Origin of the sequence: Luteococcus sp. H101 (genome assembly GCF_038433155.1) — a bacterium.
Taxonomy (GTDB): Bacteria; Actinomycetota; Actinomycetes; order Propionibacteriales; family Propionibacteriaceae; genus Luteococcus.
The window spans coordinates 15,569-28,339 of the sequence record NZ_JBCDMW010000009.1 but is presented as its reverse complement, the minus strand read 5'-3'; the positions used below and the strand labels follow the sequence as shown (position 1 = coordinate 28,339).

The window sequence follows — 12,771 nt, the reverse complement described above, 5'->3', positions numbered from 1 at the left end:
GGGTTTGGGGTGGGGTGTTTTGTTGTGTTCTTTTGCGCCTTCCGCCCCCCCCCCCCCCCCCCCCGGGCCTCTTCCCCCGGTAATCGAGCTCCGGGACCACGCCCATCCGGCGTGGCGGGTCCGGTGCGGTGCTCACCCTTCATACGCGTCACGTGCCCGATTGGTTGCAGCCCGTGCGCGTTTGCTTCCACGACTGCTGGCTCTCCGGGTGGCCGGAGCCACGGTGGGCTGCCGCTAGGCTTCGCCTCATGGCTCGACAGCAACCAGAACAGCAGGCCCCGCCGGCCCAGTGGCTCCGCGTGCAGTACGCCAAGCGCGGCCCGGCTCGCTTCACCAGCACCCGTGACTTCGGGCGGGCCTTCGAGCGAGCGCTGCGTCGGGCCCACATCCCGATGGCCTATTCCTCGGGTTTCAACCCGCATCCCCGGCTGTCCTATGCCAATGCCTCCCCGACGTCGGCGGCCACCGAGGCGGAGTACCTGGAGATCGGCCTGAGCGAGGTCTGTGATCCCGACGCGGTGTGCGCCGCCCTGGACAAGGCCCTGCCGCCCGGTCTGGACGTGGTGCGGGTGGTGGTCTCCGACCGTCGCTCCCTGAACGAGGTGTTGACCGCCTCCCGCTGGCGGATCGAGCTGGACCCGGTGGGCGAGGGGGACATCGACCCGGCCGCACTGGAGCGGGCCGTGGCCAGCCTGCTGGCTGCCGAGGAGTTCAGCATCAGCCGGATGACCAAGACCGGGATGCGCCATTTTGACGTGCGGGGCGCGATCATCGAGCTGACCATCACCGAGCCCACGGTGCTGGAACTGCTTGCCCATCACACCACCCCGCTGGTGCGGCCCGACGACGTGGTGCGGGCCCTGCGGCAGATCGAGCCCGTACTGGAGGTTCCCCGCCCGGCCCTGCTGACCCGGCTGACACAAGGGGAGTTGCGCGACGGGGAGCTGCTGGACGCGATGCGGGTGGGCGGCTGAGGGCGCGCCACGCAGGGGCGGGAGATCCATCCTGCGGTGTGACTTGTGCCATACTGGCGGACAGGTAAGCAGCCCGTTGTGACTGCTCACTCGGATTGGCGAGCACTGCCCACCGCGACGACGCCTTCGACCGCGGGGCTCTGCCGGCTGATCCGATTTCCGCCAGCTTTTCGGCCGCGGCTTTGTTGCTGCGGCTGACGAACCGCACCCGCAGGGTGTCTAGGAGCACACATGCTCGAGTTTTCCGTTGACTCGGAACAGCCGACCGATCCGCAGGATCCCACCCAGAGCACCGTGTCCGACGGTGCTGCCCAACCCAGCACCCCGGCCGAGCGCCCCAAGCGCCGCCGCGCCGCCTCCCGCCCCGCCGGGCCGCCCAAGGAGGTGGCCGCCGCCGGGGCCACGATCCCGGTGACCCAGGCCGCCGGCCAGGCCAGCGGGGTGGCCAGCCAGGGCGAGGCAACCGACCAGGCCGCGGGGCAGTCCGCCCCGGAGAAGCCCAAGCGTCGGCGCGCCACCCGCAAGGCCGCCGCCCCGGAGCCCCTGCCGGAACCCACCGCGGTCCCGCAGACCATCCCCGCCTTCCAGGCGCCGGCGGAGCCCGAGCCGTCGGATGTTGCCGCCGAGCCCCAGCACCAGGGCACCAGTCCGGCTGAGACCGATCAGGCCGAGAGCGCCGAACTGTCCGAGGCCACCGCGCCGTTGGTTGCCGACGCCCAGGCCACCGCCGAGAGCCAGTCGGAGCCGGCGGCCAAGCCCGCCCGCAGTCGTCGGACCCGCAGCCGCAAGACTGCCTCTGCTGCCGAGGCTCCCGCCACCGCTGATCCTTCGGCCGATGCTCCCGTTGAGGTCCAGCCTGCTGAGGTCCGGTCCGCCGAGTTGCCCGAGCCCGATGATTCCCCCGCGGAGTCGGCCCAGGCGCCCGAGGGCGAGCCGGCGCCGAAGCGTCGTCGTACCCGCAAGAGTGCCAAGGCGGCGGAGTCTGCGGACGGGTCGGCACCCCAGGCCGAGCCCACCAGCGACGTCGACGCCGCCCTGGCGGCCGTCACCGCCGCCGCGGCCGAGCGTCCGCGGCGAGGCCGCAAGGTGGCCAAGTCCGTTGCGAACCCCTTTGTCAGCCCGCAGTTGCCCGTCGACGAGAATGGCGAGGTGGACGCCCAGGCGGTGTTGAACTCCCTGGCCGCCTCCATCGCCGCGGGGGACCGGCATCCCGAACTCTCCCCGGTGCCGGCCGTGCCCGCCATCGAGGGTGTGCCGGAGGCCGAGCAGCTGGCCGTCGACCCGGAGGATGCCGAGCAGGCTGAGGACCAGGACGAGGAGTTCGACGTCCAGGAGCAGGCCCGGGATGAGCAGTCCGGGGCCGAGGAGGACGAGGCCGATCAGGACGAGCAGTCCGATGACTCCGAGGACTCGTCCGAGGCCCAGCAGGACGACGAGGAGGGCGGCTCGCGCCGCCGTCGCCGTCGTCGCGGTGGCCGCCGCCGTCGTCGCGGGAGCGATTCCCAGAACGACGACGAGTCGGGGGATGACGCCCAGAGCAAGAACGACGCGGACAAGTCCGACACGGAGGAGGGCGACTCCGAGGACTCCACCGACGACGACCAGGACAAGGCCGAGTCCGACGAGCAGGGCTCCGAGTCCGGCCGTCGTCGGCGTCGTCGTCGCCGTCGTCGCGGTGAGGACACCGGCGGCGCCGAGGACGACCCGAGCGATGTGGTGGTCCGGGTGCGCGAGCCGCGCCGGATCCGTAGCGCCGCGCAGGCCAATGACGAGGTGACCGGCATCGACGGATCGACCCGGATGGAGGCCAAGAAGCAGCGCCGCCGGGAGGGCCGGGCGGCCGGCCGTCGTCGCGCGCCGATCCTGAGCGAGTCGGAATTCCTGGCCCGTCGCGAATCCGTGAACCGACGGATGGTGATCCGGCAGAACGAGGAGTACACCCAGCTGGCCGTGCTGGAGGACAACATCCTCGTCGAGCACTATGTGGACCGCGCCAGCGCCACCAGCCTGATCGGCAACATCTACCTGGGCCGCGTGCAGAACGTGCTGCCCAGCATGGAGGCCGCCTTCATCGACATCGGCCGTGGCCGCAATGCCGTGCTGTACGCCGGTGAGATCGACTGGGACGCCTTCGGCGCCGCCGGTGAGCACAAGAAGGTGGAGCAGGTGCTCAAGAGCGGCCAGACCGTCCTGGTGCAGGTCTCCAAGGACCCGGTGGGCGCCAAGGGTGCCCGTCTGACCAGCCACATCTCCCTGCCCGGCCGCTACGTGGTCTACTCCCCGGGCGGTCACCTGTCCGGCATCAGCCGCAAGCTGGCCGATTCCGAGCGGCACCGCCTCAAGGACATCCTGGGCGAGCTGATCGACGACAAGTCGTCGGTGATCGTACGGACCGCCGCGGAGGGCGCCAGCGAGGAGGAGCTGGTGCGCGACGTGAACCGGCTCAAGGCGCAGTGGGAGATCATCGAGAAGAAGTCCAAGCAGGGCAGCGCCCCGCAGCAGCTCTACGCCGAGCCGGACCTGACGGTGCGGATTGTCCGGGACCTGTTCACCGAGGACTTCCAGGAGCTGGTGGTGGCCGGCAATGGTGGGCCGGAGGACGCCTACGAGGCCATCAACGGCTACGTCACGCACGTCGCGCCGCACCTGGCCGAGCGGCTCACCAAGTGGGACACCGAGAGCCAGGGCGACCTGTTTGCCAAGCACAAGATCGACGAACAGATCTCCAAGGCGCTGGAGCGCAAGGTCTTCCTGCCCAGCGGTGGTTCGCTGGTGATCGACCGGACCGAGGCCATGACGGTGATCGACGTCAACACCGGCAAGTTCACCGGCACCGGTGGCAACCTGGAGGCCACCGTCACCAGCAACAACCTGGAGGCGGCCGAGGAAGTGGTGCGCCAGCTGCGGCTGCGTGACATCGGCGGCATCATCGTAATCGACTTCATCGACATGGTGCTGCCCAGCAACCGGGAGCTGCTGCTGCGACGCCTGGTGGAGTGCCTGGGCCGGGACCGCACCCGTCACCAGGTGGCCGAGGTGACCAGCCTGGGCCTGGTGCAGATGACCCGCAAGAAGATCGGCACCGGTCTGGCCGAGGCCTTCACGGAGGAGTGCTCCGGCTGCGGTGGCCGGGGATTCATCCGGCACGACCACCCGGTGGAGTCCCAGGCTCCCGCCGACGGGGGAGAGCGCCACGGCGGCCGTCGCGGACGGCGGAACAATCACTGAGTCCCACACGGTGGGTGAGCCTGTCGAAGCCATCAGGGCGCGGCCCCTTCGACGGGCTCACACACTGGTTGGACCACTGACAGGCCGTCGGTTTGACCCGGTGCGGAGGCGCCGGTAAAGTTGGCGGTCGGTCCGGGTTGCGGGCGTGATGGGTCGATGGCCCGTCGCTCCACCCACCGAATGACTTTCAGCAGGCCGGGAGCCTGTTGGATTTTTCCTCACGACATCGAACGAGAGTAGGTCAGGCGTGTACGCGATCGTGCGCAGTGGCGGCCGCCAGCACAAGGTTGCCGTTGGCGACGTTGTTGAGATCGACAAGGTGACCGACAAGGTGGGCGACAGCGTCGAGCTGACCCCGCTGCTGTTGGTTGACGGCGAGACCGTCACCTCTGACAAGGGTGCCCTGGAGAAGGCCTCGGTTTCGGCCGAGGTGCTGGCTGAGACCAAGGGTCCCAAGATCCGCATCATGAAGTACAAGAACAAGACCGGTTACAAGAAGCGCCAGGGGCACCGTCAGAAGTACACCCAGGTGAAGATCACCGGTATCAAGGCCTGAGGAGCTGACATGGCACACAAGAAGGGCGCATCGTCGTCCAAGAACGGCCGCGACTCGAACGCGCAGCGCCTCGGCGTGAAGCGCTTCGGCGGCGAGCTGGTGAACGCTGGCGAGATCATCGTCCGGCAGCGTGGCACCCACTTCCACCCCGGCAATGGCGTGGGTCGCGGTGGCGACGACACCCTGTTCGCGCTGGTGGAGGGCAATGTTGAGTTCGGCACCCGTCGGGGTCGCCGGGTGGTCAACATCCAGCCCGTCGAGGTTGCCGCCAGCTGAACGCGGCATCATCTGATTGACATTCGCTGAGGGCGGTCCGTTCCGGGCCGCCCTCAGTGCTGTTTCCCGGCGCCCACCTCCAGCCTGGGTGCTGCAATTTTGTCAGTGGCCTTGCGTAGGCTGTGCTGCAGCCGGGAAGTCCAGCTCCCACCGCCGGATCCGGCACCGACCACGACTCGCAAGGACACGCGTGACCAGCCAGCAGCAAGCCATCACCGACGACACCCAGCCCGGCGCCACTGGGACGAGTGCGGCGCCCACCCGCCGGCGTGGCGGGTGGCCACGGGCGGCGCTGATCGGCCTGTTGGCCGTCCTGTTGGCCGTCGGTGGCTTCCTGGTGTGGGACCGACGCCAGCATCCCGCGGTGGACAGTGGGGCCGAGGTGCTGCCCGAAGGGATGGCCCTCTACGCCGAACTGGACGTCCAGCCGGACCTGCTGCAGCAGGCGGAGATGGCTCGCTTCGCGATGACGCTGAGGCCGGCGCGTGAGGTCCTGACGCTCACCGAGAAGGGCGACCTGCGCGAGGAGCTGTGGCGCGGTCTGGCCGCCGGCACCCGGTGTGCCGGGGTGGACTACACGCAGGCCGTGAAGCCCTGGCTGGGACGCAAGGTGGCGCTCGCCCTGCCCGATGAGCAGTCCGCGCCGGTCTGGGCACTGCAGGTGACCGACGAGGCCCAGGCCCGCGACGGCGCGGCGAAGCTGGCCGCCTGCGGGGCGCTGCCGCCCGATGCCGCCTACCGGGACGGTTTCCTGGTGCTGGCACCCGGCAAGGGGCAGGCCACCGAGCTGGTGGACACCGGCCGGGATGCACCGCTGTCCGCGGACCCGCGGTTCGTCGAGGACCGCAAGCGGGTGGGCCGGCTGGGCCTGTTCAACTTCTGGGGCACCAAGCAGGGCCTGATCGAGTTGTCCGAGCACCCTGAGGTCGCGCGTCGGATCGGGCGCCAGGGTGGCCTAGTGCAGCGGCTGGGCGACGAGGCCAGGGCGGCGGGCTGGCGCAGCGCCGCCGGTGCCCTGCGGATGATCGAGGGCACACCGGAGCTGAAGCTGGTGGCCAAGGCCGACCAACCCCACAAGACCAGCACCACCGAGATGGGGATGGCCAGCCTGCCGCAGGACACCGTGTTGGCGGTGGGGATCAGCGACGGTGACCAAGTGGTGGCCGAGCACTGGCCCGAGGCCCAGCGCTTGCTGACCCGGCTGGGGGCCAACCCGGCCCCGCTGGCCCAGCGGCTCAAGGGCACCCTGCCCGAGGATGCCCGGACCATGCTGGGCAAGGACTTCATTGTCAGCTTCTCCCCGGCCTCTGGCCCGGTGACCTCGCTGGCCGAGTTGCCGATGCAGGTCTCCACGATGGCCCGCAGCACCAAGGACGCGGACCGGGTGGAGGCCCTGGTGAGGCGCTCCGGCGTTTCCTCCGACGGGTACCAGCCGTCGCGACGAAAGCGCACCGTGGTGGTCTCGCAGGATGCGGAGCGCTCCAAGCAGGTGCTACGCAGCCGCAAGCGGCTGACCTCGGATGACGGCTTCCGTGCGGCCTACGCCACGCCGGAGCAAGGCCAGATCGGGCTGTACGCCAATCTGGCGAGGCTGGGCCCGGTGGCCTCCGACATCGCTCCCACCTGGCTCAGGCCATGGCTGCAGGACCTGGAGGCCGTCGGCGTGAACGCCCACAATGAGGACGCCAACTACTCCGTCGCCAAGCTGCGGGTCACCCCGCGCCGATAGGCAGAAGCCTGATGGCTGACTGGGAACCAGGGACTGGTGACCTGCGTCACACCGCTGTTGACCTGCGGCCCGCCTAGGCTGCCGCTGACAGAACGCCAGAAAGGACCCACCTCATGACCGAGCACAATCCCAACGGATACCCTTCCCCGCAGGCCACCGGTGAGACCGCCTTTCCCGCCGCGCCCGGGCAGATCGAGACCGCTCCCAAGAAGAAGTCCGGTGCCGGTCTCAAGGCCGGGATCGCCGGCCTGGCGGTGCTGGCGCTGGGCGCCGGTGGTCTGGCCATCGCCGACCCGATGAACATGTTCGGTGGGGACGACGCCGCCTCGTCGGCCATGATCCCGGGCGACGCCGTGGGCTATGCCGAGGTGAACTTCGACCCCGACATGTCGCAGAAGGCGGAGATGGTGCGGTTTGCCATGAAGTTCCCGTCGCTGAAGGAGAAGGTGAGCCTGACCGAGGGCGGCGACCTGAAGCAGGAACTGTGGACCTCCATGAGCAAGGACAGCAGCTGCCTCAAGGACGTCAACTACGACGCCGACATCAAGCCGTGGCTGGGCGACCACCTGGCCGTCGCCGTGCGTTCCGGGGCCAAGAACCCGATCATGGTGATCGAGGCCAAGGACGAGGCGAAGGCCCGGGCCGGCTTCGAGAAGCTGAACAAGTGCGAGACCGACGAGAAGAACAAGCTGAGCGGCCTGGCCTTCAGCGACGGCTACCTGGTGGCCGCCAAGACCCAGGCCGACGCCGACAAGGCCGTCGCCGACGCCAAGTCCGACCCGCTGGAGAAGAAGGCGGAGTTCACCGAGGACCTGAAGCAGCTGGGTGACACCGGCATGATGACCATGTGGGGCAACAAGGACGGCCTGGTCCAGCTGATGGAGTCCTCCGACGTCGCGGAGCAGATCAACAACTCCACCCCGGGCTCCACGGGTGCCCCGGACCCGATGAAGCAGATCCAGCAGGCCGACTTCCGTTCCGGTGCCGCCACGCTGCGCTTCACCGGCGGCAATCCCGAGTTCCGCACCGTGTCCAAGGCCAGCAAGGACCTGCCGAAGAGCAGCGCCAGCACCAAGGTGGGCGACCTGCCCGGTGAGACCACCGTCGCCCTCGGCATCGCCGACGGCGCCACCCTGGTGGACCAGAACTGGGACATGATCAAGAAGGCGATCGAGCAGGAGGGCGCCACCATCGCTGACGTGGAGCAGAAGACCCAACTGAAGCTCCCCGATGACCTGAAGACCCTGCTGGGCAAGGACCTGCGGGTCTCGGTGGGCAAGCTCGGCGACCCGGAGAAGATCGAGTCCCCGGCCGACGTTCCGGTCGCCGTCGCCATGGACACCGAGAAGGCCAAGGTGGAGGAGATCCTCACCCGGACCGGGCTGGGCAGCAATGGCATCCAGGTCAGCGGCAGCGACACCGCCCCGGTGCTGGCCATGAGCACCGACTGGGCCACCAAGGTGTCCCAGCCCAGCGGCAAGCTGGCCGACGACGCCGCCTACAAGACCGCCGTCGCCAATGCCGACAAGTCCCAGTCGGTGATCTACGTCAACATCGACGCGTTCAAGGACCTGATCACCAAGGACATGAACGACAAGGACAAGCAGAATGTCGAGCCGCTGCAGGCCGTCGGCATCTCCTCCAACAATGAGGACAACAACTACTCCGGCATGAGCCTGCGGGTCACTGCCAAGTAGTCCTCACCAGTTCGAGCCGCGTCGGGCGCTTCGGCCAGCAGTGGCCGGGGCGCCCGCGTCGTTGTCCCGGGTAGACTTGTCGGGCTGATGCCGTGGCATTGGCACCACCCGCCTTCTGCCAGAGAGTTGTACCCCATGGCCATTCCCTCCTTCGTCGACCGCGTGACGCTGTCCGTCATCGCCGGAAACGGCGGACACGGCTGCGCCTCGGTGCATCGTGAGAAGTTCAAGCCGCTGGGCGGTCCCGACGGCGGCAATGGTGGCGACGGCGGCTCCGTCGTGCTGAAGGTTGACCCGCAGGTCACCACGCTGGTGGAGTATCACCGCCAGTCCGTGCGCAAGGCCAGCAATGGCCAGCCCGGAATGGGGGACCACCGCAATGGCTCCCGCGGGGAGGACCTGGTGCTCAGCGTCCCGGAGGGCACCATCGTCACCGATGCCGAGACCGGCGAGACCTTGGCCGACCTCACCGGCGACAATGTGGAGGCCGTCGTGGCCGCCGGTGGCCGCGGCGGGTTGGGCAATGCCGCGCTGGCCAGCACCTCCCGCAAGGCGCCGGGCTTCGCCCTGCTGGGCGAGGACGGCGAAGAGCGCAAGATCATGCTGGAGCTCAAGGTGGTCGCCGACGTCGGCCTGGTGGGCTTCCCCAGCGCCGGCAAGAGCTCTCTGATCGCCGCGATCAGCCGGGCCCGGCCCAAGATCGCCGACTATCCCTTCACCACCCTGATCCCCAACCTGGGCGTCGTGGTGGCCGGCGACGTGACCTACACCGTTGCCGATGTGCCCGGCCTGATCGAGGGCGCCAGCATGGGCAAGGGCCTGGGCTTTGACTTCCTGCGCCACATCGAGCGTTGCCAGGCGATCGTGCACGTGGTGGACTGCGCCACCTTCGAGCCCGGCCGGGACCCACTGACCGACCTGGACGTGATCGAGGCCGAGCTGACCGCCCACGGTGGGCTGGAGGACCGGCCCCGGCTGGTCGCGTTGAACAAGGTGGACATCCCCGACGCCAGCGAGATCGCCGAGATGGTCAAGGCCGACGTCGAGGCCCGCGGCTACCGCACCTTCGTGATCTCCACCAAGTCCGGTGAGGGGCTGAACGGCCTGACCTTTGCGATGGCCCAGCTGGTGGAGGACCGTCGTGCCCAGATGCCGCCGCCCGCGCCGAAGAAGATCGTGATCCGGCCGCAGGCCGTCGCCGAGACCGACCCCTTCACCATCCGCAAGATGGGCGACGACATGGGCGGCTTCGTCTGGCGAGTGCGCGGTGACAAGCCGGAACGCTGGGTGCGGCAGACCGACTTCAACAACGCCGAGGCGGTCGGCTACCTGGCCGACCGGCTGAACCGGCTGGGCGTGGAGGACAAGCTGCTCGAGATCGGCGCGCGTCCCGGGGATGCCGTCGCGATCGGCGGCGGGGACAATCCCGTGGTCTTCGACTTTGCCCCGCAGATCGAGACCGGGGCCGAGCTGCTGTCTCGTCGCGGCGAGGACCAGCGGATGGACGCGCCCCGGCCCGCGGTGGCGCGACGTCGGGAGAAGGACGCCGAATACCAGGAGAAGCGCGGCGGGATGCACCGCGATGCCTGGCGCGCGGTCAACGCCGCCACCGACGGCTACTACGACGGCGGAGACTTCGACGCCGCCGACGTCGACGGCAATGGCTTCGAGCAGGACTATGCCGCGACGGGGGAGTCCCCGGCCGACGACGTCGAGGGCACCGACGGCGAGGCCCGCTGACCATGCGCAGCGCGCTTCGCCAGGCCAACCGGATCGTGGTCAAGGTCGGCTCGTCGTCGCTGACCACGGCCGAGGGTGGAATCGACCCGCAGCGGGTGCAGCGGCTGGTGGACGCCATCGTCGACGTGCGCGCCCACGGCACCCAGGTGGTGCTGATCAGCTCCGGCGCCATCGCGGCGGGGTTGGCGCCGTTGGGGCTGAAGCGGCGGCCGCGGGACCTGGCCACCCAGCAGGCCGCGGCCAGCGTCGGGCAGGGCCTGCTGATGCAGGAGTACACCGAGCGTTTCGGCACCCACGGCCTGCGGGTGGGCCAGCTGCTGCTCACCGTCGACGACCTCACCCGGCAGAACACCTACAAGAACGCGCTGCGCACCCTGGGCAAGCTGCTCACCCTGCAGGCGGTGCCGATCGTCAACGAGAACGACACCGTCGCCACTCATGAGATCCGCTTCGGTGACAATGACCGCCTCGGGGCCCTGGTGGCGCAGATGGTGCGGGCCGATGCGCTGGTGCTGTTGAGTGATGTCGACGGGCTCTACACCGCCCACCCGGATGACCCGGGCTCGGAGCGGATTGGGCAGGTGACCGACATTGCGATGCTGGAGGTGGACACCCACAAGGCCGGCACCGCGATTGGCTCCGGCGGGATGACCACCAAACTGCAGGCCGCCCAGATTGCCACCAGCGCGGGGATTCCCGTCGTGCTGGCCCGCGCAGACCAGGCCCTGCCCGCGATGACCGGGCAGGACGTCGGCACCCTGTTCGAGCCCAATGGCAAGCGTCGGCCGCGACGGCTGCTCTGGCTGGCGCACGCCACCAGCGCCCGTGGTCGGCTGCTGCTGGATGACGGCGCGGTGCGGGCCGTCACCCAACGCAAGGCCTCGTTGCTGGCGGCGGGGATCGCCGGCGTCGAGGGTGACTTCCTGGCGGGGGACCCGGTGGACCTGGTGGCCCCCACCGGCAAGGCGGTGGCGCGCGGCCTGGTGGGTTTCAGCTCCGAGGACCTGCCGGCCATGTTGGGCCGCAACTCGCACGAGCTGGCCGAACAGCTCGGTCAGGAGTACGAGCGCGAGGTGGTGCACCGCGACGTGCTGGTGGTCTTCCGCCGTCCCCGCTGAGTCCCCCGGTCTCCGAGCAGCACCCGGTCCCGGTCCCCGAATGGAACCCAACCACGGTCCCCGAGCTTGTCGAGGGGCGGGAGCGGGGGCCTCGACAGGCTCGCCCCGTCGTGGTCGGTCCCTGCCGGCGCGTCGCCGTTCAGGGAACGGGATGACGCGGCGCGGCTGATGGTCCGCCCTCTAGCATGGCCCGCATGAGCGCTTTCACCAGTCAGGCCGTCGACGCCCGCACCGCTGCCCGGGAGCTGGCGACGTTGCCGCGGGGTCGCAAGGATGCCGCGCTGCACGCCATGGCCGACGCTCTGGCCGCCGCCGAGGCCGAGGTGCTGGCCGCCAATCAGCTGGACGTCGCGGCCGCCAGGAAGAACGGTACGGCGCAGGCAATGATCGACCGGCTGAGCCTGGATCCGAAGCGGATCGCGGGGATGGTACAGGGCCTGCGGGACCTCGCGGCGCTGGCGGACCCGGTGGGCGACGTGCTGCGCGGTTTCACCACCGCCGCCGGGGTGCGTATCAGCCAGGTCCGGGTGCCCTTCGGCGTGGTCGGGATCATCTACGAGGCACGCCCCAATGTCACGGCCGACGCCGCCGGAATCTGCCTCAAGAGCGGCAATGCTGCGCTGCTGCGCGGCTCCTCGTCCGCGTTGAACTCCAACCGGGCCGTCGTCGTCGCCCTGCGCGCCGGCCTGCGGCAGCAGGGGCTCAATCCCGACGCGGTCAGCCTGGTGGAAGGCGGCCGGGAGGTGACGGGGGAGATGATGACCGCCCGGGGGCTGGTGGACGTGCTGATCCCGCGCGGTGGTGCCGGATTGATCGATGCCGTGGTCACCGGTTCCGCCGTTCCGGTGATCGAAACCGGCACCGGCAACTGCCACCTGTTCGTCGACGCCGCCGCGGACCAGCAGATGGCCCTGGACATCATGCTCAATGCCAAGACCCAGCGGCCCAGCGTCTGCAATGCCCTGGAGACCCTGCTGGTGCACGCCGACATCGCCGACGAGTTCCTGCCCAAGGCGATGACCGCGCTGACCGCGGCCGGGGTCACCGTGCACGGCGACGAGTCGATCCTCGGCCGGGATGACCGGATCGTCCCGGCCACCGAGACCGAGTATGACGCGGAATACCTCTCGCTGGACCTGGCCGCCAAGGTGGTCAGCGGCATGGACGAGGCCATCGAGCACATCCGGCAGCACACGTCGGGCCACTCCGAGACCATCGTGACCAATGACCTGGCCGTCGCCAACCGGTTCACCGCCGAGGTGGATGCCGCGGCGGTGCTGGTGAATGCCTCCAGCCGCTTCATCGACGGGGGTGAGTTCGGCTTCGGCGCGGAGATCGGCATTTCCACCCAGAAGCTGCACGCCCGCGGGCCAATGGCCTTGCCAGAGATGACCTCCACGAAATATGTCGTGGTCGGGAATGGCCAGATCCGGGGCTGATTCGGGTAGGCTGC

The 12,771-nt window shown here is 69.4% G+C and carries 9 protein-coding genes; all 9 read left to right on the top strand.

Annotated features, from left to right (window positions below):
• Positions 1-248: 248 nt before the first annotated feature.
• The 9 genes from AAEX60_RS03085 (at position 249) to AAEX60_RS03045 (ending at position 12,757) form a co-directional block, all read left to right on the top strand.
• Positions 249-974: a TIGR03936 family radical SAM-associated protein gene (locus AAEX60_RS03085; RefSeq protein ID WP_342101153.1), complete on the top strand. Its 726-nt coding sequence runs from the start codon at positions 249-251 to the stop codon at positions 972-974.
• 231 nt (positions 975-1,205) lie between these two features.
• Complete coding sequence (locus AAEX60_RS03080; RefSeq protein ID WP_342101152.1) at positions 1,206-4,202, top strand: Rne/Rng family ribonuclease; 2,997 nt, start codon at positions 1,206-1,208, stop codon at positions 4,200-4,202.
• Between the two features lie 247 nt (positions 4,203-4,449).
• Positions 4,450-4,758: a 50S ribosomal protein L21 gene (gene rplU / locus AAEX60_RS03075; protein ID WP_342101151.1), complete on the top strand. Its 309-nt coding sequence runs from the start codon at positions 4,450-4,452 to the stop codon at positions 4,756-4,758.
• A 9-nt stretch (positions 4,759-4,767) separates the two neighbouring features.
• Positions 4,768-5,034 carry a 50S ribosomal protein L27 gene (gene rpmA / locus AAEX60_RS03070; protein WP_342101149.1) on the top strand — a complete coding sequence of 89 codons (267 nt, stop codon included), beginning with the start codon at positions 4,768-4,770 and terminating at the stop codon, positions 5,032-5,034.
• A gap of 190 nt (positions 5,035-5,224) precedes the next feature.
• The gene (locus tag AAEX60_RS03065; RefSeq protein ID WP_342101146.1) at positions 5,225-6,763 is read left to right on the top strand and encodes a hypothetical protein; all 1,539 of its coding nucleotides are present in this window, start codon (positions 5,225-5,227) and stop codon (positions 6,761-6,763) included.
• Between the two features lie 113 nt (positions 6,764-6,876).
• Positions 6,877-8,460 (top strand): DUF3352 domain-containing protein, encoded by a 1,584-nt coding sequence (locus tag AAEX60_RS03060; RefSeq protein WP_342101144.1) that lies wholly within the window; start codon positions 6,877-6,879, stop codon positions 8,458-8,460.
• A gap of 135 nt (positions 8,461-8,595) precedes the next feature.
• On the top strand, positions 8,596-10,200 hold the full coding sequence (obgE, locus tag AAEX60_RS03055; RefSeq protein ID WP_342101143.1) for a GTPase ObgE: 1,605 nt from the start codon (positions 8,596-8,598) through the stop codon (positions 10,198-10,200).
• 2 nt (positions 10,201-10,202) lie between these two features.
• Positions 10,203-11,318: a glutamate 5-kinase gene (proB, locus tag AAEX60_RS03050; RefSeq protein ID WP_342101141.1), complete on the top strand. Its 1,116-nt coding sequence runs from the start codon at positions 10,203-10,205 to the stop codon at positions 11,316-11,318.
• A gap of 194 nt (positions 11,319-11,512) precedes the next feature.
• Positions 11,513-12,757, top strand: a complete 1,245-nt coding sequence (locus AAEX60_RS03045) for a glutamate-5-semialdehyde dehydrogenase (RefSeq protein ID WP_342101138.1) — start codon at positions 11,513-11,515, stop codon at positions 12,755-12,757.
• Positions 12,758-12,771: the final 14 nt, after the last annotated feature.

Coding starts and splice junctions, on each gene's coding strand:
- AAEX60_RS03085 (WP_342101153.1), top strand. CDS start 249: ATGGCTCGACAGCAACCAGAACAGCAGGCCCCGCCGGCCCAGTGGCTC.
- AAEX60_RS03080 (WP_342101152.1), top strand. CDS start 1,206: ATGCTCGAGTTTTCCGTTGACTCGGAACAGCCGACCGATCCGCAGGAT.
- rpmA (WP_342101149.1), top strand. CDS start 4,768: ATGGCACACAAGAAGGGCGCATCGTCGTCCAAGAACGGCCGCGACTCG.
- AAEX60_RS03060 (WP_342101144.1), top strand. CDS start 6,877: ATGACCGAGCACAATCCCAACGGATACCCTTCCCCGCAGGCCACCGGT.
- obgE (WP_342101143.1), top strand. CDS start 8,596: ATGGCCATTCCCTCCTTCGTCGACCGCGTGACGCTGTCCGTCATCGCC.
- proB (WP_342101141.1), top strand. CDS start 10,203: ATGCGCAGCGCGCTTCGCCAGGCCAACCGGATCGTGGTCAAGGTCGGC.
- AAEX60_RS03045 (WP_342101138.1), top strand. CDS start 11,513: ATGAGCGCTTTCACCAGTCAGGCCGTCGACGCCCGCACCGCTGCCCGG.